General features: G+C 60.6%; 20 protein-coding genes. 9 read left to right on the plus strand and 11 right to left on the minus strand.

What is annotated here, in order from left to right; all coding sequences use genetic code 11:
* Positions 1 to 127 precede the first annotated feature (127 nt).
* Entirely contained in the window at positions 128 to 835 is a 708-nt protein-coding gene (locus tag J6497_RS07120; protein ID WP_225703549.1) for a TetR/AcrR family transcriptional regulator, read from the plus strand.
* A 913-nt stretch (positions 836 to 1,748) separates the two neighbouring features.
* Here J6497_RS07120 and J6497_RS07125 read toward each other — a convergent pair.
* From J6497_RS07125 to J6497_RS07155, 7 genes are all read right to left on the minus strand, one after another.
* Complete coding sequence (locus J6497_RS07125) at positions 1,749 to 2,786, minus strand: tagatose 1,6-diphosphate aldolase (RefSeq protein WP_225703550.1); 1,038 nt, start codon at positions 2,784 to 2,786, stop codon at positions 1,749 to 1,751.
* Positions 2,783 to 3,742, minus strand: a complete 960-nt coding sequence (locus J6497_RS07130) for a sugar kinase (RefSeq protein WP_225703551.1) — start codon at positions 3,740 to 3,742, stop codon at positions 2,783 to 2,785. The genes J6497_RS07125 and J6497_RS07130 overlap by 4 nt, the downstream gene beginning before the upstream one ends.
* A complete protein-coding gene (locus J6497_RS07135; RefSeq protein ID WP_225703552.1) occupies positions 3,739 to 4,812 on the minus strand; it encodes an ABC transporter ATP-binding protein in 1,074 nt (357 codons plus the stop codon). The genes J6497_RS07130 and J6497_RS07135 overlap by 4 nt, the downstream gene beginning before the upstream one ends.
* A 5-nt stretch (positions 4,813 to 4,817) precedes the next feature.
* Positions 4,818 to 5,822 (minus strand): alcohol dehydrogenase catalytic domain-containing protein, encoded by a 1,005-nt coding sequence (locus J6497_RS07140; protein WP_225703553.1) that lies wholly within the window; start codon positions 5,820 to 5,822, stop codon positions 4,818 to 4,820.
* 7 nt (positions 5,823 to 5,829) lie between these two features.
* A complete protein-coding gene (locus J6497_RS07145; RefSeq protein WP_312010237.1) occupies positions 5,830 to 6,657 on the minus strand; it encodes a carbohydrate ABC transporter permease in 828 nt (275 codons plus the stop codon).
* A gap of 8 nt (positions 6,658 to 6,665) precedes the next feature.
* Positions 6,666 to 7,553: a carbohydrate ABC transporter permease gene (locus J6497_RS07150; RefSeq protein ID WP_225703555.1), complete on the minus strand. Its 888-nt coding sequence runs from the start codon at positions 7,551 to 7,553 to the stop codon at positions 6,666 to 6,668.
* 61 nt (positions 7,554 to 7,614) lie between these two features.
* Complete coding sequence (locus J6497_RS07155) at positions 7,615 to 8,916, minus strand: ABC transporter substrate-binding protein (RefSeq protein WP_225703556.1); 1,302 nt, start codon at positions 8,914 to 8,916, stop codon at positions 7,615 to 7,617.
* Between the two features lie 180 nt (positions 8,917 to 9,096).
* Between J6497_RS07155 and J6497_RS07160 the strand changes: the two genes are divergently transcribed.
* The 3 genes from J6497_RS07160 to J6497_RS07170 all read left to right on the plus strand — a co-directional run bounded on the left by J6497_RS07160 (position 9,097) and on the right by J6497_RS07170 (position 12,747).
* Positions 9,097 to 10,137, plus strand: a complete 1,041-nt coding sequence (locus J6497_RS07160) for a LacI family DNA-binding transcriptional regulator (RefSeq protein ID WP_225703557.1) — start codon at positions 9,097 to 9,099, stop codon at positions 10,135 to 10,137.
* A 14-nt stretch (positions 10,138 to 10,151) separates the two neighbouring features.
* The gene (locus tag J6497_RS07165; protein ID WP_225703558.1) at positions 10,152 to 10,886 is read left to right on the plus strand and encodes an SDR family NAD(P)-dependent oxidoreductase; all 735 of its coding nucleotides are present in this window, start codon (positions 10,152 to 10,154) and stop codon (positions 10,884 to 10,886) included.
* A gap of 64 nt (positions 10,887 to 10,950) precedes the next feature.
* The gene (locus tag J6497_RS07170; RefSeq protein ID WP_225703559.1) at positions 10,951 to 12,747 is read left to right on the plus strand and encodes a chloride channel protein; all 1,797 of its coding nucleotides are present in this window, start codon (positions 10,951 to 10,953) and stop codon (positions 12,745 to 12,747) included.
* Positions 12,748 to 12,757: 10 nt separating this feature from the next.
* On the opposite strand, the gene J6497_RS07175 is transcribed toward J6497_RS07170, so the two are convergent.
* Genes J6497_RS07175 through J6497_RS07185 form a run of 3 tightly spaced genes read right to left on the minus strand, consistent with a single transcriptional unit; the run spans position 12,758 to position 16,232 of the window.
* Positions 12,758 to 13,480 carry a GntR family transcriptional regulator gene (locus J6497_RS07175; protein ID WP_225703560.1) on the minus strand — a complete coding sequence of 241 codons (723 nt, stop codon included), beginning with the start codon at positions 13,478 to 13,480 and terminating at the stop codon, positions 12,758 to 12,760.
* A 27-nt stretch (positions 13,481 to 13,507) separates the two neighbouring features.
* Complete coding sequence (locus J6497_RS07180; protein ID WP_225703561.1) at positions 13,508 to 15,103, minus strand: GMC family oxidoreductase; 1,596 nt, start codon at positions 15,101 to 15,103, stop codon at positions 13,508 to 13,510.
* 1 nt (position 15,104) lies between these two features.
* Entirely contained in the window at positions 15,105 to 16,232 is a 1,128-nt protein-coding gene (locus tag J6497_RS07185; RefSeq protein ID WP_225703562.1) for a mandelate racemase/muconate lactonizing enzyme family protein, read from the minus strand.
* A 132-nt stretch (positions 16,233 to 16,364) separates the two neighbouring features.
* Between J6497_RS07185 and J6497_RS07190 the strand changes: the two genes are divergently transcribed.
* The 3 genes from J6497_RS07190 to J6497_RS07200 are packed head-to-tail and all read left to right on the plus strand — an operon-like array spanning position 16,365 to position 18,926.
* Positions 16,365 to 17,108: an ABC transporter permease gene (locus J6497_RS07190; protein WP_376708177.1), complete on the plus strand. Its 744-nt coding sequence runs from the start codon at positions 16,365 to 16,367 to the stop codon at positions 17,106 to 17,108.
* Positions 17,105 to 17,914 (plus strand): ABC transporter ATP-binding protein, encoded by an 810-nt coding sequence (locus J6497_RS07195; RefSeq protein WP_225703564.1) that lies wholly within the window; start codon positions 17,105 to 17,107, stop codon positions 17,912 to 17,914. Before J6497_RS07190 ends, J6497_RS07195 begins: the two co-directional genes overlap by 4 nt.
* Before the next feature lie 16 nt (positions 17,915 to 17,930).
* Entirely contained in the window at positions 17,931 to 18,926 is a 996-nt protein-coding gene (locus tag J6497_RS07200) for an ABC transporter substrate-binding protein (RefSeq protein WP_225703565.1), read from the plus strand.
* Positions 18,927 to 19,098: 172 nt separating this feature from the next.
* On the opposite strand, the gene J6497_RS07205 is transcribed toward J6497_RS07200, so the two are convergent.
* Positions 19,099 to 19,284: a hypothetical protein gene (locus J6497_RS07205; protein ID WP_225703566.1), complete on the minus strand. Its 186-nt coding sequence runs from the start codon at positions 19,282 to 19,284 to the stop codon at positions 19,099 to 19,101.
* A gap of 98 nt (positions 19,285 to 19,382) precedes the next feature.
* On the opposite strand from J6497_RS07205, the gene J6497_RS07210 reads away from it, so the two are divergent.
* Both J6497_RS07210 and J6497_RS07215 read left to right on the plus strand, forming a co-directional pair.
* On the plus strand, positions 19,383 to 19,763 hold the full coding sequence (locus tag J6497_RS07210) for a TRAP transporter large permease subunit (RefSeq protein ID WP_225703567.1): 381 nt from the start codon (positions 19,383 to 19,385) through the stop codon (positions 19,761 to 19,763).
* A gap of 54 nt (positions 19,764 to 19,817) precedes the next feature.
* The gene (locus J6497_RS07215) at positions 19,818 to 20,063 is read left to right on the plus strand and encodes an SMP-30/gluconolactonase/LRE family protein (RefSeq protein WP_249793430.1); all 246 of its coding nucleotides are present in this window, start codon (positions 19,818 to 19,820) and stop codon (positions 20,061 to 20,063) included.
* Positions 20,064 to 20,087: the final 24 nt, after the last annotated feature.

The following is a 20,087-nucleotide window of genomic DNA, read 5'->3' on the forward strand; positions in this document are numbered from 1 at the left end:
TCCGAACCGTCGTATTCGACCGTATGTGAACGCGTTCATTAATGCAAGCACTTTGATGAACGCGTTTATTTATCGCAGAAGATGTGTGAATTACACTGAGCGTCGCGTTGGATAGGCAGGAGATTGAATGGCAAAGAGAGCGGCTCAGGTGCTTGCGCGAAAAGAGAAAACTGCCCGACCGGCGCGTGCCCGGGCGCATTCCGTGCAGGCGAAAAGCGAAGTGCGAGCGGCCTTCATTGCGGCCGGACGACGACTGCTGGCCGCAAAAGGTTCAAAGCAAGCCTCGTTGCGTGGCATTGCCGCCGCTGCGGGATATTCCCCGGGTACGATCTACCAGTACTTTGGTGATCATCGCGCCCTGCTGCTCGCCATTCGAGAAGAGGACATGTTGACCGCAATTATTGCTTTCGAGAAAATTGCCGAGAGCGAGCGTGATCCCGAGCAGCGCGTGCTTCATGTGTTCCTGGGCGTCGCGCAATACTGGATTGGTAATTTCGACCACTATCAAACGCTATTCTCGCTGTCGCCTTATAAGCTCGCGGTCAAGGATGACGCCGGCATTCCCTTCGGCCGGTCTCCAATTGTCACCCGCTCCTACTCGCTCTACGATCGGATCGTCCGCGATCTGTTCGCGACCTACGAGCGTGAACCGGTAGACGCCAAACTTGCCGTCGATAGCCTGATCGCGGCCGTGCACGGCATGGTCTCATTTCCCATGTACACGCGCACGATGGACTGGAGCAATCCGAGGACGATGATCGAGGTGGTGATTAGATCTATGTTGTCCTCGTGGAGGACACTCGGCAGTTCAAACGCTGAGACACCAATCGCGTGAAGAGCCCGAAAGGCGCTTAGTCTGGGAGGAAACGCACCAACGAACGACATCTTTCTGTTCTGTCGTCTCGGGCTGGGCGGCCAAGTATTGGACCACTACATCGGCCCAGCTGCATGTACACCAAGCCTTCAGGCCGAACGCATGAGATCAGCGAAAGCCAATAGTCATTTGCCGAAGAAAGTCGCGTGGAAAGCGGGAGCACATCCGAAGTGGCTGCGATGTGTATCTCGTCCATTCCCGGATCCCTGCTGCCGCCTTTCCCGCTGCGTAGCTGCAGCGCGGGCTCGGGCTAGTCTGTCGGCGGCGACCCCCCCGCGTCTGTTGACGGCCTGCCCCTCGTTCTATCGTCGCTGCCTGCTCACGTTGGCTGTGAAAAGATTTTTCTTGATCTCCCGGTGCACACGTCGTGCACACGCAGCCTTCTAACCGATTGAAAGACTTGAACTCTCGCAATCCATCATTGGGGCGACATTAAATTTCCATTTCATATCAATGACTTAACTGCTTTTCCAGTTCAACCGACCAAGTTTTCATCAGCAGATTCAAAAGCATATCCGCTGGTGCGAATTTCAGACCGTTTTCGGTGAGCCAAAGGTGTGCCAGCGTCTACCATTTCCAATGCAGGCCCTCCATTTGGAGTATTGACCTTTCCTTGCTGTGACGTGCTTTTGCGTCACGTGTTGTTCTCCGAAAGCATGCCCTCAGGCTGGCCCGAGGGGGAGCCCGAACACCAGGAGATTCGAGCAGGCCTCGGCCAGCCCTCGACGCCGCCTTCATCAACCGTACGAATGAAGACGGCAGGGCGGTTCAGCATCGCCCCGAAGGACGTACCAGAGTACCAGAGGGGTCGATGGCGGGTGAATGTGTCTAGATATCTTTCCACATCCGCCGATCGCAGCCGAAACTTGCACCGTCAATAGGCGCGCGCGAAGTCGCCTTCCCGCTTGATATCGGTGAACACCGGAAAGCGCGCCTTCCATTTTGCTCCCTTCGCGGTGGTGAGGTCGTTGAGACGCTTGAGCACGGCAACGCCGTCTTTGCGCAGGCTCGCCGCCACTGCCGCACGGTCCGGAAAATTCTTGAGCACGGCACTGAGCCAGATCGTGCGGCCGGCGAGGAAGCCGCCGGCGCCCGCCGCATAGGCAAACTCCAGCACGCGTTCGAACTTTTCCGGCGCTGCACCACCCGACAGCAGCACCCAGGGAATGCCGCGTTCGCCGCAGATGTCGCCGATCGCGTCAAATTCCTTCTGCGCGGCCAGGGCGGCAGCACCGCCATCGCGGGCCGGCAGGCTGCTTGCGGCAAGCGGGCTTTCCAGCTTCAGGAGGTCGACGCCATATTCCGGCTTGGCAAACTCGCGCACGCTTTCGATCACGAGACCGGGAAGCTTGCCCGGCGACTCCACGTAATCGGCGGTGTGATTGGCGCTGCCGAGGAAAGGATAGATCAGGAGTTCCAGCACGTAGGGAATGTCGTAGCGCGCGCAGTCCTGCCCAATCTCGCGCACGAATCTCCTCTGATGTTCATTTACGGCAGGATCGGCATCAGGCCGATACCAGGCGAGCACCTTAACCGCGTCGCCACCCATGGCACGGATCTTCTCCACGCTCCAATTGGTGATCGCTCGCGACTTGCGGCCGCCCGGCGTCTCCTCGACACGATGCTCCTCCAGCGTCATGATCAGGCCACAGCGCGCCGGCAACAGGTCGATCGCCGCGGGCACCGCGAAATTCGGATCGAACAGCATCGAGCTACAGTGGGGTGCGAGATTCTCGACGAGCAGCCGCTTGGCCGCGGCTACGTCGGCGTATTCGACCTGATCCCGCGTGATGCCCCGTGCCTGCGCGATGGCGTCGAACAGCGGCGGCCGCTGATCCAGCGCCACCATCCGAAAGTGGCCATCGACATCCGCCAGGCGCGCAAGGCCGCGGTTCTTTCCAATCGTTCTCATGGATGGTTCCTCATGAATGCAAGACAATCGTTGATGGAGGGGATCCCGACGCGGCCGCCGGAGTGGCTGCATTTCAGCGCCGCTGCTGCTGCGGCAAATGCCATTGCGTCGTGCACCTCGAGCCCGGCGCCGATCGCAAACGCATAGGCGCCGTGGAAGACGTCGCCGGCACCGGTAGTGTCCACGATATCGACGGTATAAGCGGCCTGCCGATGCAGGCGCCCGTTCTCCCACCAGCTCACTCCGTCGTGGCCCCGCGTAACCGCGATGATGCGGCACCCGAACCGCGCCAAGTCCGCCAGAGCCTCATCGTTCGCGGAACCTGCAAAGGACGCGAGAGCCGGCTCGGAGAAGACCGCATGATCGGTAAGCGGCAGCAACCGTTCGAAAACCTCGCGATCGGCGACGTCGCCATCGAGCACGGTGGGGATGGCAAGCGTGCGCGCCTTGCCAAACAGGACCGCAGCTCCCTCCACCCAACGCGGATCGGCCAGCACCGAAGATGCGCGTGCCACCTCATCCAGTGGAAGCCAATCGGCCGCCTCAGGATAGAGACCGCGAAAGTTCACGATCTGCCGCTCGCCGGTTTTGTCGACCAAGATGCCGGAGACGGACGATCGCCCGTCGGCGAACAATCGGAAATCTTCGACCTCGACGCCTTCGGCGACAAACGCGGATCGCATCTCGTGCCCTGCGGCGTCGTCGCCTCCCCGTCCCCAGAAGGCGGCCGAACCGCCGAGCCGACTCACGGTCACCGCGGCGTTCGCCGCCATGCCGCCGCCGAGCTGCGTGTAGTCCAGGCTTCTGATCTTCTCGCTTTGACCGCTGAAGAGCCGGTCGACGCGCCAGATCTGGTCGAGCGCGGACAAGCCCAGGCATATGACCCGGACGCGTCCGGCCTCGGAGGCGATGTCGGAAAGCGCAGTGCGGTCTCCGATTTTGGCGGGCTGGTTCACCGCAGCACCTGCCCGTTGCGGCTATCGAACAAATGACTCTTCCCGGACTGCGGCCGAAGGCTTAGGCGATCGCCAACTTTCGGGCGCAGCGACGGATCGATCCGCGCAATTGCCGAGGCGCCGGCAAGATCAAAGTGAATCAGCGTATCCGAGCCGAGCGGTTCGACCAGCTTGACGCCAATTTCGATGCCATCAGCTGAATCCGGCACGACAGCGAAATGCTCAGGACGAATTCCGAGCAGGCCCTCGCCGGCCTGCCGCAACCGGTTAGTGCCCTCTCCGTCCAACGGCACCGCCGTACCGACCTCAGAAAGGACAACGCGATCCTCACGCCATGCGACGCGGAAGAAATTCATCGCAGGTGAACCAATGAACCCGGCCACGAATTGGTTGGCCGGCCGCTCGTACACTGTTTCCGGTGTATCGTACTGCTGCACCATGCCGCTTTGCAGCACCACGATACGATCGGCCATGGTCATCGCCTCGATCTGATCATGGGTCACGAACACCATGGTGGTCTTGAGCTCCTGCGCCAGCGCCTTGATCTCGGCACGCACCTGTCCGCGCAGCTTTGCATCGAGGTTGGAGAGCGGTTCGTCGAACAGGAAGGCCTTCGGATTGCGCACGATCGCGCGTCCCATCGCCACACGCTGGCGCTGGCCACCGGACAGTTCCTTCGGCTTTCGGTCGAGATAGTCTTCGATGTGCAGGAGAGCGGCCGCACGCTTCACCCGCGAATCGATTTCCGCCTTCGGCGTTCCCCGCAATTCCAGCGCAAACGACATATTGTCGTAGACGCGCATATGCGGATAGAGCGCATAGTCCTGAAACACCATGGCGATATCGCGCTGCGCCGCCTGCACACCGTTGACACGCTTGTCGCCAATATAGAGATCGCCCGCCGTGATCGGCTCAAGACCTGCGATGATCCGCAGCAAGGTCGACTTGCCGCAGCCGGAAGGACCGACGAACACGACGAACTCGTGATCCGCGATCTCCAGGTTCAAATCCGGAATCACCGTGAAATTGCCGTACCGCTTGACGAGGTTGCGGATCGAGATCGAAGCCATGATCGCTAGTCCAGCGCCAATACCGGCTTGATCAGCTCGCCCCTGGCGAAGCGCGCGAAATTCTCCGGCAGTGCGGAGAGGCCGAATTCGTCATCGACGAGCAGGCGATACTCGTCCTTGTACTGGCGCAATAGCGCGATGTTCGGCTCGAAATCGCCGACTGGGAAATAGAACGTTCGGATCATGTAAAAGTCCTTACGGCGAAACACCTTGCCTTCCTCGATGGTCCAGGGCGCGGCGTTCTCGCCGACCAGCACCAGCGCGCCGCGCGGTAGAATCAGCTCGATCCCGAGATTGCGAGCGGCATGCGCGCCCGAACACTCCATGATGAGCGAAAAGCGCCTTGATGCATCGCCGACCGGATGCGCCTTGGCACCGAAGGACTGCGCGATCTTCAAGCGGACCGCGTTGGGATCGGCGACATGAACATCCTCATAGCCAAGGCTGCGTAGCGCGAGCACCACGCCAAGCCCGACCGGCCCTGCCCCCATCACCAGCACCGGCCCCGCCTCACGAGGCGGCACGACGCGGCTGACAAATCGCACGGCATGGCCCGACGTGCCGATCACGTCGAGCAGGAGTGGCGCAAGACTGTCCTCAATGTCGTCGGGCACCGGCAGCAGGCAGTTCTGCGGCACCGGCACATATTCGGCATAGCCGCCCGGCCGGTTCCAGCCGATCAGGCTCGATACCTCCAGGCACATCTGGGTGTCGCCGCGCTTGCAGGCGGCGCAGCGGTCGCAATGCAGGGGAATATAGACGGCGCAGCGACGGCCATGCAGACGATGGCCGGGCTGTTCGACCACGCCAAAGATCTCGTGGCCAGCGGTGAATTCGGCGCCCTTGTGCCAGAGCTTGAAATCCGAACCGCACAGCGCCGTGCGCAAGACCCGCACCAGAACCTCGTCTGCTCCGACCTCGGGCATCCGCATGGTTTCAATCGTGATGCGCTCGTGACCGTGGAAGACGGCGGCCTGCATGAGCGAATTGGGACGTGGCGATACGTTCATCGAATACCTAACCTTTCACCGCACCAAGCGTCAGCCCGGACACCAGCCAGCGTTGAACCAGCGCAGCGAGAATGAGTGGCGGCAGTGCAATCAGCGTTGCCGCAGCCATCAGCGCGCCCCATTGCGTCGATCCTTCGCCGATGAAGTTGAAGGCGGCTGCGATCAACGTCTTGGTGTCGCCATTCGACAGCACCAGCGCAAACAGGAAGTAGTTCCAGGAGAATACGAAAGCGAGGATCGCTGCGATCGCAACACCGGAGGCCACCAAAGGAAGCGCGATGCGCCAAAGGACCCGCGTGACACTGCAACCGTCGACCTGCGCGGCCTCGAAGACGCTGCGCGGGATGCTGTCGAAGGATGGCAACAGCACCCAGATGACGATCGGCAGAGTGATGACGGCGTGGCTCAGAATGAGCGCCGTGTAGGAGCCGATCATGCCGATCTGCCGGAACATGACATACCACGGCAGCAGAAACAGCGTGCCCGGCGCCATGCGTGCGGCGAGCGTCAGAATGGCAGGCCAGGAAATCCGCGTCCAGGACACGGCAAAGGCGGCGGGGATGCCGAAGAGAAGCCCAAGGCCCGTCGAGCCGACCGTGACGATCAGGCTGTTGATGGCGTAGCTTACGAATGGCGTCGTCTTCGTGAGCTCAATGTAATTCTCCATCGTCGGCGTGAAGATCAGCGTCGGCGGATAAGCGGTGACCTCGAACGAAGGCTTGAATGAGGACAGCACCATCCAAACCGTCGGTGTCATGATGATGATGCCAGCCAGCACGAGCTGCAGCAAATTGAGGCGGCGAATCCAGCGGTCGGTCGTCGGCGCATCCATCATGGCATTACCTACCAGGCCACCGCGCCGCGCAGGCGGTTGAAGGCGAGCACCGCGCCGAATACGATCGCGGTCAGCGTCAGCATCAACGCGCTGGCATAGCCGATATTGAAGAATTCGAAGCCGACCCGGAAGCCGTAGATGTTGAGCGTGTTCGACGCATTGCCGGGGCCACCCTGGGTGGTGATATAAATGATGTCGAAGAAGCGCAGGAGGTCAACGCTTCGCAGGATCGCGGCGGTGACGATCGTCGGCAGCAACAGCGGCAGCGTGATGCGCTGGAAAGTCTTGAACGGCGACGCACCGTCGATCTGCGCGGCCTCATAGACGCTCGGAGGCAGCGACTGCAATCCGCCGAGAACAATCAGCGCCACATAGGGTGTCCACTGCCAGCTATCGATCAGCGCGACGGTCGGAATGACCCAGGTCGGCGACGCCAGCCACTCCGACGGCGGCAGCCCGAAGCATTGCAGGATGTAATTGGCCGCCCCCAGCGACGGATCGAGTATCACAAGCCACATCATGCCCGCCACCACCGGCGGCATCATGAAAGGCGAAATGAACAGCGAGCGCACGATACCCGGCAGGCGCTTGGCATGGAACAGAACCAGCGCCAGCCAAATGCCGAAGACGAGCTGCAGCACCAGCGAGAGCACGTAGAGCGCGATCGTGACCCACAGCCCGTGCCAGAACTCGGTGTCGACAATCAGTTTGGAATAGTTGGCCAAACCCACAAAGGATTGCTTGCCGGTCGACGAGAAGCTCTGGAATCCGAGCCAAATCGTATAGACGACCGGAAACGCGATCATCGCGACCGTGAAGATCACAGCCGGCGCCGATAACGCCGACAGCTCCAGCCTCTGCCGGTCCTGCGTCAAGGTCGCAGCCGCGTCCAACATGCCCGCCTTTCCCTGATCCAATGGGACGCAACCGTGTGATCACGGCCTGCGCCTTGTGCCGTTACTTCTGGGCGATCAATGCGTCGAGGGCCCTGTCGGCATCGGCGCAAGCCTGGTCGACGCTCTTCTGTTTCAGGATCAAATCCTGCACCGCCTGGCCGATGAATTCGCGCGACTCGGGATTTGCGACGATGGGATAGCCGACTTCGGAGGATCCCTTCGTCGCGAGCACGTCGAGCGCAGCCTGCCATTGCTTTCGCACCGGTTCTTCGTCGATCCACTTGCGGTATTCCGGATCGTTTGCGACCGAAGGCCGCGGTGGTGCAATACCCTGCAGAGCCATTTTCTTCTGCACGTCCGGGCTCGTCGCCCATTGCACGAAATACCAGGCCACATCGGGCTGCTTGCTGTACGAGGAGACTGCCATGCCCCAGCCGATCACGGTCGGTACCTGTCCGGCCTCGCCGGCGGGGAACGGCATCAGCGCGGTATCCTTGAGGCGCGCGCCACCCTCCATCACAGTACGCAGTTCATTCGAGGATTCGAACGACATAGCCGCACGACCGCCGCGATAGAGCGCCGAGATCTGCTGGAAGCTGTAGTTGACGACGCCGGGCGGCCCGAAGTCGCGCAAGAGCCGGCTATAGGTGTCGAGCGCCTCCTTACCTTTCGGTGAGCAGAGGTTCGATTTGCCATTGGCGATGTAAGTGCCGCCGATGTTGTGCAGCATGTTGCTGAAGGTGTAGGCGACCGCAGGCTTCAAGCCGCGCGATACGAATGGCGTGACCACGCTGTCGCACGCCTTGATCTTCGCTGCCGCCGCCTCAACATCCTTGATGCTCACCGGTTTCTCGATGCCGCACTTCTTGAAGATGTCGGTACGGTAGTAGAAGATTGGCCCTTCGATGTTCATGGGCATGCTGGTCAGTTTGCTGCCGAAGGTGGCGGCCTTGAGCAACGCCTGACTGAGACCGGACGGATCGTACTCCTTGGCCACATCATTCTTTGCCATTGCTGAGAGATCGGCATACCACCCCGCGGCAGCGAACTGCTCGCCTTCGCGCGACGGCAAGGTCATGAACACATCGACCTCGTCGCTGTGCGCGTTCATCACGGTGACCAGGCGCTGACGCATCTGCTGTTCCTGGTAGCCATCGACCTTGAGGGTCATGCCGGTCAGCTTCTCGAAATCACTCTTATAAGTGAGCAGCGCCTGGGCGACGGGATTGTTATTGGCGAGAAACGTGACGGTCTTGCCCTGAAACTTCTTCCAGTTGAAATCAGCCGCGCGCACCTCCGCGCTGACGACAGCGACGGCGAGAACCGACACGGCCGCGCGCACCGCAAACATCCTGGCGTTCATTGAACTCCCTCCCTGACTCGGCCCGGCCGCTCTTTCCCCGGCAGCGCTTTTCTGAAAACGGTTACATCCTATCCCTTAAGTCCGACCTGTCAAGCAATGGACAATTTGACCAAGTCGCGGCACATTGTCGGAACTGCTGCCACGCTAAAGCCACCCGCATATCAATGTAACGTTACATTCATGGGACTGTTGACCGCCAGATCTGCCAAGCAAGGCATCCGCGCCGTCGCCAAGCGCGCCGGGGTCTCGACCGCATCCGTCTCGCGCGCGATCAACAATCCGGAATCCGTCAGCGCCTCCTTACGGGCGCGCATCGCACAAGCGATTGAAGCTGTCGGCTACATCCCACACGCGCCGGCCCGCATCCTGTCATCTCGCCGCTCGCGTACGCTGGGCGCGATCGTGCCGACCATAGACAATACCATGTTTGCCCGCGGCATCGCGTCGCTGCAAAAATATCTCTCCTCCGTCGGCTACATGCTGTTCTTGACGACCAGCGGCTATGACCTTGATATTGAACTGCAGCAGGCGCGCAATCTCGTCAGCCGCGGCGTGGACGGCCTGGTGCTGCGCGGCGACTGCCATCACGATGCGTTGCGGAAAATGCTTGCGGACAATGCCGTGCCTTTCATCAATGTCGGCATCTATCAGCCTGATCGCCCCTACCCTTGCGTCGGGACGGACAATGAGGCGGCAGCCCATCGCGCGGCAGCGCACGTCATCGAGCTCGGCCATCGCCGCATCGGAATTGTCTCTGCGCTCCAGCGCAACAATGATCGTGCAAGCGCCCGCGTCGCCGGCTTTCGTCGCGCGCTTGCCGAAGCTGACATTGAGTTGCCGTCGAAATGGCATGTCGAGGTTCCCTACACGCTGGACGATGCGCGTGAAGCGGCCCGTTATCTGCTCAGTCTTGGTGAGCGACCGACGGCGGTGGTTTGCGGCAACGACGTCATCGCATATGGCGTGCTGCTGGAGGCCGAGCGTAGCGGATATTCGGTGCCGCGCGAGCTATCCGTCGTTGGCTTTGATGATCTCGACTGGAGCCGGCACTTGCGGCCGAGCCTGACCACCATCCACGTTCCGACAGCGGAAACCTGGCAGCGGGCCGGCGAATATCTGGTCCGGCATCTCGCCGGAGAGCAGACGATCATGCATCATGAAGTCGACTACTCGCTGGTTGTTCGCGAATCGACCGCTCTGCCATCACGATCTCCGAAATGACACAGGTGACATCAATGAATGCTTCCTTCTCGCTGGCACCCGGATTTCATGCAGTTGTGATCGGCGGCGCCGGTGATATCGGCGCGGCGATAGCCAATCTTTTCTGCGATCTCGGCGCGACGGTCAAGGCAACCGGCGTTGATGACAACGACATCGCGCGAACAGTGCTCAAGCCACGGCCCGGACTGCAGATTGCGGCGCTCGACGTCACCAGCGACGAAGCGGTCGCGTCCTTTGCGTTTCGCCACGAGCGGGTCGATGCGCTGATCAACTGCGCCGGCATCCTGGCGCGCGACAAGGAGTACGAGATCGACACCTTCACGAAGGTACTCGATGTCAATCTTGTCGGCACGTTCCGTACCTGCATGGCGTTTCGTTCTGCGCTGGCCAAGAGCAAAGGCGCGATCGTCAACATCGCGTCGATGAATGCGACGCTGGCGCTGCCACGCATACCGGCCTATTGCGCGAGCAAAGGTGGCGTCGTGATGCTGACTAAGGCATTGGCACTCGCCTGGGCGGAAGAAGGCATTCGGGTCAATGCCGTCGCTCCGGGCTACATCGAGACAGCGATCAATGCCGCAGGCCGATCGGATCTCGCTCACTATCAACGCATCGCCGACCGCACTGCCTTCAAGCGATGGGGAAGGCCGGAGGATGTCGCCGGGGCCGTCGCCTTCCTCTGCATGCCAGCCTCGCAATATGCGACCGGCACCGTGGTCGCCGTGGACGGCGGTTTTCTTGCGGGATGAGTCATCGCGCAACGTCCTTCACACACAGGCCCTGCGTTCGCATGGGCGTGATGCAGAGGTCGGCATGACGATCGCCCCCACGCCAAAGCCCACCAAGCAGCCCCAAGCCCCCGGAAACTACCTGCTCCCAGCCGGGCTGCGCAATTTCGTGCGCCACCGCGAAACCGGCCTGGTCCTGGTCGCCATTATGGTCGGGCTGCTCAGCGGAACGCTGGTTGCCTCGATCTCGCACCTGAGCCAGGTCTCCCATTCAATTCTGTTCGACATTCCGCTTGACGCGCATCTGAGCGCCACGGGCGTGATTTCCTGGCAACGCACGTTGCTGATCCCGACACTCGGCGGCGTAATCCTGGCATTGATCGGGCTGTTCTTTGCCGGCCGCATCAAGGGACCGCAACTCGCCGACGCTATCGAGGCCAACGCGCTCTACGGAGGACATGTCTCATTTCGTGGCAGCCTCCTTATCTCGCTGCAGACATTGCTCTCCAACGGCTTCGGCGGATCGGTGGGGCTTGAGGCGGGATATACGCAGATATGTTCGACGTTTGGCTCGCATATCGGCCGACGCCTGGCAGCCCGTCGCAACGACATGCGGCTGCTGGTCGCTTGCGGTGCAGCCGGCGCGATCAGCGCGGCATTTTCAGCGCCGCTAGCCGGGGCCTTCTATGCTTTTGAAGTGGTGCTCGGCGCCTATACGTCCGCAGGACTCGTACCCGTCATCGCGAGCGCGGTCACCTCTTGGCTGGTTGCGCGGCAGTTGACACATCAGTCGTTTCTGATGGTACCGGGCTTCCCCTCTCCGGTTTCCGTGGAGATGATCGCGCAGACCCTCCTGATCGGGGTCATCTGCGCCTTTGCCAGCATCCTGGTCATGCTGGCAGTCGCGTTTTCCGAACGCTGCTTTCAACGTCTGTCAATCTTCAGGGGATTTCTGCGGCCGATTGTCGGCGGAGCGATTCTCGGCTGCCTCGCATTGCTGACGCCCTCCGTGCTGGGCGCCGGTCACGGCGCGATGCAGATCCTGCTGGTCAGCAATCCAACCTGGCTTTTGCTCACCACGACGATCGTGCTCAAGATGCTGGCATCGGCGATATCACTCGGCTCCGGCTTCCGCGGCGGACTTTTCTTTGCATCGCTGCTGCTTGGTGCGCTCATCGGACAGCTCTACAGCATCGTTCTGAGTGGGCCATTCCCGACGCTTGCGCTTCAACCCGGCACGGCAGCAATCGCAGCGCTGGCGGCATTCGGCACCGGCGTGCTCGGAGCCCCCTTCAGCATGGTCTGTCTCGCGCTCGAGATCACCGGCGATTTCTCAGTCACCGTTGGTGCGGTGGTCGCTTCATCGGTATGCGCATTGATCGTGCGCGAACTGTTCGGCTACAGCTTCGCGACCTGGCGGTTCCATCTTCGCGGCGAGTTTATTCGCGGGCCGCAGGATATCGGCTGGGTGCGGGACATGAGTGCCGCATCCCTGATGCGCACCGATTTCGAGCAGGCGCCAACCACGATGCCGATTGCCGAGGCCCAAAAGCTGTTCTCTCCTGTGCAGGTGGGGCAAATCGTGCTGCGCGATCCCAACGGGATGTATGCAGGCATTGTTTCCGCTGCGTCCCTGCATTCGATCGCGACAAAGGATGATCTTCCGCTCGGATCGCTGGCCCAGCAACAAGATGAGTATCTGCTACCGAATGCCTCGATCCGCGACATCCTGAGCACATTTGAGCGCAGCGAGGCCGACGTGCTGGCCGTCATCGATCGGCCCGACCATCGCACGCCAATCGGTACTTTGAGCGAAACCCGTGTCTTGCGCACGTATGGAGAAGAACTGGAGCGCCGGAACCAGGAGCTGTTTTTTCGCTGAGCAGTTCGTCCTATGGCCGAAGATCCATCTCGATCCGGACAAAATCACCGCGGTAAGTGACCTCCCCAAGGTAGATCACGGTGCGATCCGCAGTTGTGAACACGCGGCGAACCTCGGCGACAGGCGAATTCAAGGGTATTCCAAGCAGCTTAGCCGCTTCGATATCCGCCGTTCCGATTGTCAAAGTCTGACGCGCGCTGCTGATCGCGGGGTCGCGGAGATCGCTGAGGATCGGGATCACCGTTTCGTTGCGAAAACGTTTCGGATATCTGCGGAAAATCCTCTCGTCGAGATAGATGGAAATGACGCAGTACGGCTTCTTGTTGCGAGAATGAACACGACGCATGAAGACGTATTTTGTGGCCGGCTTGCCGTCCTCGGGAAACAAAGGCGCATCGGTCCGGCTTTCCGAGATGTTGATGATCTCGGGAGACGTGTCGCGATACATCTCGGCGAGATCGGACAACGTCGTCTCGACCTTGAGCCAGCGGTCCTGTTTAAGCGTCCCGGTGACGAACGTCCCGCGCCCCTGCTGCGCCTCGAGGACACCGGCGCGCGAAAGCAGCTCGACCGCTTGCCTGATCGTAACCCGCGAAACTCCGAATTCAGCCGCCAATTCCTCGTTGGCCGGCAATCGAAACCCCTTCGTCCAGATGCCGCGCGCGATCCGCTGCCGGAAAATATCAGCGATCTGCGCATATTTTGGGACGTGACTGTCGGAACTCAAATCCATCTCGTCCTCCGGAATCAGGGGACCGGATCACGATAAGACAAGGGACGCGCCGCGTTCACCGATCATCAAGCTGGTCGCATTGGTATTAGCCGACGTGATCTGCGGCATCACCGAAGCATCGATCACGCGCAATCTTTCGACCCCGCGCACCCGCAATTGTGGGTCCAGCACCGATAGGTCGTCGTCGCCCATCCGGCAAGTCCCGACACAATGGAAGACCGTACCGCCGGTGTGGCGCGCGAAATCCCAAAGCGCGGCATCGCTGTTGGCGACGTCGCCGGGCACCATTTCGACGTCCCAGAGTGAGCGGAAGGATTTCTGCTGATAGATCTCCCGCAGGATTTTCAGCCCTGCGACGATGGTCTTGCGGTCAAGCTCTTCGGCAAAGTAGTTCGGCTCGATCCGCGGCTGATCGAATGGATCGGTGGAATGAATCGCAAGCCTTCCGCGCGACCGCCCGTGACACTGCCAGACCGAGGCAGTGAAGCCGGAATAGCCGTGTAGAGGATCGCCCGGCTTGTCGACCGACAGCGGCATCACATTGAACTGCACGTCGGGGCGTCCGCCGACCGCATATCTCGTGCAGGCGGCGCCGCCAACTTGGCCCGCTCCGACCGTGAGCGGACCTCTGCCCGCCAATGCCCATTGCAATCCCATCCTCGCAAGCTCAACCGGATTACGGACATGATCGTTGAGCGAAATACGATCCTTGAGCCGCACGATCAGGCGGGCCTGATAGTGATCCTGTAGGTTGCTACCGACCTCGGGCGCATCAGCGACGACGGGGATACCAAGCCTGTGAAGCAAATCGGCTGGGCCGATGCCAGAAAGCTGCAGGATTTGCGGTGATTGCAGCGCGCCGGCAGACAAGATCACCTCGCGCTCGGCGACGGCGCTGTGCGTCTGCCCACCGGTGATCCATTCAACTCCGGTCGCGACACGGCCATCGAACGTCACCTTGCTGACCTGTGCGCGCGTGACGATGGTGAGGTTGCGGCGGTGCGCGATTGGCCGAAGAAACGCCGAAGCCGAACTTGTGCGCCAGTGCCGGCCGATGCCGAGTTGATAGGTACCGACGCCAAGGGTCGTCTCGGCGTTGAAGTCCGGATTGCGCGGCAGCCCGAACTCCACGCCGGCCTCCACCCAGGCGGCCGATGCGCGGTTGTCATTGCGCAGGTCGGAGACCTCGAACTCGCCGAAACCGCCATGATATTGGCTTTCGCCGCCCCGGTAGCGCTCGTAGCGCCGGAAATAAGGCAGCACCTCGCGATAGCTCCAGCCTTTCGCGCCGAGGCGGTGCCAGTCGTCGAAATCTTCGTGCTGCCCCCGGATAAAGATCAGTCCGTTGATCGATGAGGACCCGCCGAGCACGCGGCCGCGTGGCCATATGATCGAGCGGCCGCCGCTGCCTTCGCTCGGTTCGGTCTTGAACAGACGGGAGAAGCGTTCGTTATAGATGGTGCGATAATATCCGACAGGAAGCTTGAGCCAGAAATTCCTGTCCGGTCCGCCGGCCTCCAGTAGCAGCACCCGACAGGAGGGATCGGACGACAGTCGATTTGCAACAACGCATCCGGCCGAGCCCGCGCCGACGATGATATAGTCGTAGCTTCGTCTCGGCATGTCAGAGGGTCCGATATTGTTCAATGGCTGCCAGATCCGGTTCGACACCAAGACCCGGTGCTTCGCCGAGTTCAATCATTCCGTCGACTACATCAGCAACGGGACCGCAGAATCGGTCACGAAGCGGATTGTCGTTGCAGTCGACCTCGAGCAGGCCCTCTCCACCCACGCCGGCAAGAAGGTGCGCCGATGCGAGCAGGCCGATCCCCCCGCCGAGATAATGCGGACAGAAGGTCTTCCCTGATCTCAGAATGTCTCGGGCGAGCCCGATGCAAACTGAGAGGCCGCCCCATTTGGCAATGTCGGGCTGTATTACTCTCAAGACGTCATCGCTCAGGGCTTCGGCAAAGCCTGCCTTACTGGCAATATTCTCGCCTGCTGCGAGCGGAAGCCGAGTGTTGTCGCGCAAGAGCTTCCACTCCTGCCGCGGCCGGTCGGCGCGGATAGGTTCCTCAAGCCAGGCTAGCCCAAATTGCTCAAGCTGCGGCGCAAATTCGATCGCGCTTTCGATCGACCAGCCCTGATTGACATCCGCAGCAAGCGTGCCGTTGCCAATCAGCTGGCGAAGCGCGGCAAGGTTGGCCCGATCGCTCGCGGGATCAAACCCGATCTTGAGTTTCAGTGCCCGATGTCCGCGACTTAGCGCGACTTCGGCCATCTGCGCCGAGCCAATCGGATTGATGCCGCTAGCGTAGACTTTGATTCTGCTGCGCGCGCCGCCAAGCAATTTCCAGAGCGCGATCTTCTGGCGACGCGCAAAAAGATCCCCGACAGCCAGATCAATTCCGGCAATCGATTGCGCGAACGGACCGGCTTCTCCTGACTGCAGCGCCAGCACCGAAGTGCCCACCACCAGCCGATCGAAAATCACCGAAGGGGCACTTGCGGTAAAGCCCGAAATTGCCGGCGCCAGAATTTCATTGACGAGGCGAACACGATGCTCGGCGCCGGGTGCCGGAAAATTGCACCAGACCTCGCCCCAGCCCACATTCCCATCGATGTCCTCGGCGCGAACGAACACCGCAGGCCGGTCGGACATCCGGCCGAACGAAGTGATGACCGGCGTTGCCAGAGGGTACCGGTACCCGAAGGCCTGGATGCTCCGGATCGTGGTTGGCGACGATGTCATGCGAATCCCGCGGCGCCGAATGTGAGAGCGCCCTCTTGTATGGTCATCCTATTTATAATATGACTAACCGAAACATCAACTGCAATCTAGGGCGGAAGGCGTCTGATGGACGGAGCTGGCGTGAGACGCTTTCTGCTTGGACTTGCGCCGTGGGTCGGCGCGGTACTGCTCTGGTACGGTGTCCGCTGGAGCGGGTTCGTCAACGCCTCCCTAATACCCGCCCCGCATCAAGTCGCCGCGAAATTTTTCGAACTGCTGACGCGCGAAAATCTGCTGCTGGACGTCTTCGTCTCGACGCGACGCGTTTTCCTCGGCGTATTATTGGGGATCCTCGCTGCGGTACCCGTCGGATTCCTGCTGGGATGGTATCGACCTGCGCGAACATTTGCTGATCCGATGATCAACTTCTTTCGAGCGCTTCCGCCGATCGCATTGATCCCGCTGGTGATCGTCTATTTCGGCGTCGATGAGGTAGCCAAGCTCGTCATCCTGTTCTACGCCGCGTTCTTTTCCGGCGTGATCGTGATGTATGAGGGCGTATCGCAGATTACGCCGCTCTACATCCGCGTTGCGCAAACACTCGGCGCGAGCCAGATCGAAATCTTCCGCAAGGTCATCATTCCCCTCACCGTGCCGCATATCCTCACCGCGCTCCGTGTGGCGCTCGGCGTTGCCTGGGCGACGCTGGTGGCATCCGAACTGATTGCTGCCCAGCGCGGTCTGGGCGCGATGATCCAGAATGCCTCGACATACTTTCTGCTCGACGTCATCTATGTCGGTATCATCTGTATCGGCCTGATCGCGCTGATCATGGATATGATCCTGCGCAAGATCAGCGCACGACTCCTCGTCTGGCAGGAACGAGCGGTCGCATGAGGAAACGCGCGCAGTTCGACCACGTCTCGCTGGCCTTCGACACACTGAAAGGCCGGCTCAACGTCGTCGAGGACGTCAGCTACGACATCCATGACGGCGATTTCATCGCGGTGATCGGTCCATCCGGTTGCGGCAAGACGACGATGATGAGCATGTTGGCCGGATTCCAGAAGCCAACGACCGGCAAGGTGCTCTTCGACGGCCGTCCCGTCGAGGGGCCAGGTCCGGAGCGAGGTGTCATCTTTCAGGAATATGGCGTGTTCCCGTGGCTGACGGTGAGGCAGAACATCGGTTTTGGCCTTACGCTCAAGGCCAACCACGTTCCGGCTGCGGAGCGTGACGCAATATGCGATCACTATCTGGAGCTCATGGGACTGGCGGATTTCGCCAATTCCTATCCCAAGCATCTGTCCGGCGGCATGCGGCAGCGCCTTGCCATTGCAAGGGCTTACGCCGTCAAACCGCAATTCCTCCTGATGGATGAGCCGTTCGGCGCGCTTGATGCCCAGACCCGCGCAAACATGCAGAACCTCCTGCTTCGCGTGCTGGCAACCGAGGGCAAGACGGTCATGCTGATCACCCACTCCGTGGAGGAAGCGATCTATCTCGCTTCGCGCATAGTGGTGGTGACCGCGCGTCCGGCGCGGATCAAAGAGATCATCGAGGTCCCCTTCCCCTATCCGCGAGACGAAACGATCCAGGAAAGGCCGGAGTTCGGGGAGCTGCGCAGCCACATACGCCAGCTTGTGATGGACGAATATCGTGCGCAGCAGGCGCAGATGCGTCCGGTCTCATTTTCAGAATAACGAGGAGGATGACGCCATGGATCGACGACAATTCCTGACCACGACGACCGGGCTGGTCTTCGGCAGCTTCACCGCGGCCGCCCCCGCAATAGCGCAAGCCAAGACCAAGGTTCGCGTCGGCTATCTGCATACTGTCGCCGTCGATGGCCAGATCTGGACCGGCATGGATCTCGGAAGTTTTGAAAAGCAGGGACTGGATCTGGAGCTTCGGCAGTTCAACACCGGGCTCGAAATCTTTCAGGCACTGATTGGCGGCAGCCTGGACGTCCTCGCGACTGGAGCTGTGCTTTCGAATTTTCCGGCCCGAGGCCAGGGCAAGGTCTTCCTGATCAATGACATCGAGGTCGCGACCGCGCAACTATGGGTCCGTCCGGATCAGGGCATCAAGACCTTCGCAGACCTCAAAGGAAAGCGCATCGCAACGGCGACCGGCACCACCGCTCATGTGTTCCTGGATCGTGCCTTGCGTGCCAACAAGATCGAGCCCAAGGAGGTCGAACTCATCAATCAGACCATGCCCGCAGCGGTCACAGCGTTCGTTTCGGGCGCAGTGCCGGCAGTGGCGCTCTGGGTCCCATTCAACGTGACGGTTCGCGACAAGGTTCCCGGCGCGGTCAAGCTGGCCGACGCTTCCGCCTACTATCCACAAGCCGCAATCATTGGCGGCTGGGCGGCTGCCAATGACTACTACGAGCCGAACAAAGAAACGCTTTCGAAGCTGATCAAAGGCTGGGCTGAAGCTAACGACTACATTGTCGCCAATAGCGCCGAGGCAATGGAAAAGCTGCAAAGAGCTCACTACAGTCAGACGCCGCTCGCCGACATCAACGAGTCATTCAAGGCTCAGAAGATGTTCACGTCGCGGGACTGGAAACGTCTTTACTCGGACGGCACGGTCACTAACTGGCTCCAGCAGTCAACCGACTTCTTCATGGCCAACGCCGGCATCAAGGATTTCACACCGGCATCGAAGTATTTTGATCCGAGTCTTTACCTTAAGACAATCGCCTGAGCCATTCCGTGCGCGACCCAGCTTGCCGAGGCAGTTTCAAGCCCCGCGATTCGCAGCACACGATTATTGCGATAGGGTGATCGGAAAACTCCTGGGCACGCTGCATGAGCCGATCCAAAGCTTCGGGAGGTCCACCCCACAAGCTGAAACCACCACAAACGGCTGCCACTGTTCAGCAGTAGAAGCTCCAGAAAGACACCGATAATCCGGCTGCTGACGATTCAAGTTGAACGCCAGCGGCATTGACCACACGCGCGATCACTTCCTGGGCCTCGTGAAAGCCGATCCCGCTCTCGCGCACCAGGGCATCGTCCAGGTCGGTCATCGTCGAGAAATTCTGCGCGGCATAGCGCAGCATCCGGGGCTCGTTGGGTTGGAGCGTCCGCACCACACCCGTCATCGCGTCCGGCCGGGCTTAAAGCTCGGCCTGATCAGCTGGGGTAGCATGAACCTTGGGTGCGATTCCGCTTTTCATCCGAGGCGGCTGCAGTCGGCTGCCTGCTGGCGATGATCCTGGCGGCGTGCTGCGGGGAGTTCAATTTCGCCATTTTCAATGGAGCCCTGCAGACGACGATCCAGGTTTGCGGCAACATCCTCTTTATCGTCTACACGGCCTGTGCGTTTTCCTATGCGATCAGCTATGCCGGCGTCGGCGAACAGATCACGCAATTCCTGGTCAGCCTGAAATTATCGAAGTTGGAATTCTTCCTGACCCTGTTCGTGCTGTACACGGTCCCGGGTTGCTTGGTGGAGAGCCTTGGCATGATCGTCGTCACGGTACCCTTGCTCTACCCGGTTCTCGTTCAATACGGATCGACCCGATCTGGTTCGGCGTGATCCTGGTGCTGTTCATCGAGATGGGACGGCCTTGGCGGTCCTGATGGATTGGCGATGGATGCGGAGGATAACCTCGCAATCGCCCATGCGGCGCTTGGAACAGTTTGGCTGTTCAGCCGGGTCGGCGAACCGCTCTATCGTATCCGGTCCTGCGAAGGCCTCGCGACCACCAACGTAGCTTATGGGGGCCCCGACAACAGGAACCTCTACATTACCGAATCCGAAAGCGGTTGCGTGCTGATCGCGAAACTTCCAACGCCCGGCCGCGGGATGTACTCGCACGCGTCGCCGGTAAGATGATTCTCATGCGGCTCGCAGAAGACC

Origin of the sequence: Bradyrhizobium cenepequi (genome assembly GCF_020329485.1) — a bacterium.
Taxonomy (GTDB): Bacteria; Pseudomonadota; Alphaproteobacteria; order Rhizobiales; family Xanthobacteraceae; genus Bradyrhizobium; species Bradyrhizobium cenepequi.

Coding starts and splice junctions, on each gene's coding strand:
- J6497_RS07160 (WP_225703557.1), top strand. CDS start 9,097: ATGGGACTGTTGACCGCCAGATCTGCCAAGCAAGGCATCCGCGCCGTC.
- J6497_RS07180 (WP_225703561.1), bottom strand. CDS start 15,103: ATGCCGAGACGAAGCTACGACTATATCATCGTCGGCGCGGGCTCGGCC.
- J6497_RS07120 (WP_225703549.1), top strand. CDS start 128: ATGGCAAAGAGAGCGGCTCAGGTGCTTGCGCGAAAAGAGAAAACTGCC.
- J6497_RS07175 (WP_225703560.1), bottom strand. CDS start 13,480: ATGGATTTGAGTTCCGACAGTCACGTCCCAAAATATGCGCAGATCGCT.
- J6497_RS07155 (WP_225703556.1), bottom strand. CDS start 8,916: ATGAACGCCAGGATGTTTGCGGTGCGCGCGGCCGTGTCGGTTCTCGCC.
- J6497_RS07165 (WP_225703558.1), top strand. CDS start 10,152: ATGAATGCTTCCTTCTCGCTGGCACCCGGATTTCATGCAGTTGTGATC.
- J6497_RS07145 (WP_312010237.1), bottom strand. CDS start 6,657: ATGATGGATGCGCCGACGACCGACCGCTGGATTCGCCGCCTCAATTTG.
- J6497_RS07200 (WP_225703565.1), top strand. CDS start 17,931: ATGGATCGACGACAATTCCTGACCACGACGACCGGGCTGGTCTTCGGC.
- J6497_RS07135 (WP_225703552.1), bottom strand. CDS start 4,812: ATGGCTTCGATCTCGATCCGCAACCTCGTCAAGCGGTACGGCAATTTC.
- J6497_RS07170 (WP_225703559.1), top strand. CDS start 10,951: ATGACGATCGCCCCCACGCCAAAGCCCACCAAGCAGCCCCAAGCCCCC.
- J6497_RS07195 (WP_225703564.1), top strand. CDS start 17,105: ATGAGGAAACGCGCGCAGTTCGACCACGTCTCGCTGGCCTTCGACACA.
- J6497_RS07205 (WP_225703566.1), bottom strand. CDS start 19,284: ATGCTGCGCTATGCCGCGCAGAATTTCTCGACGATGACCGACCTGGAC.
- J6497_RS07125 (WP_225703550.1), bottom strand. CDS start 2,786: ATGAGAACGATTGGAAAGAACCGCGGCCTTGCGCGCCTGGCGGATGTC.
- J6497_RS07215 (WP_249793430.1), top strand. CDS start 19,818: ATGGATGCGGAGGATAACCTCGCAATCGCCCATGCGGCGCTTGGAACA.
- J6497_RS07140 (WP_225703553.1), bottom strand. CDS start 5,822: ATGAACGTATCGCCACGTCCCAATTCGCTCATGCAGGCCGCCGTCTTC.
- J6497_RS07150 (WP_225703555.1), bottom strand. CDS start 7,553: ATGTTGGACGCGGCTGCGACCTTGACGCAGGACCGGCAGAGGCTGGAG.
- J6497_RS07185 (WP_225703562.1), bottom strand. CDS start 16,232: ATGACATCGTCGCCAACCACGATCCGGAGCATCCAGGCCTTCGGGTAC.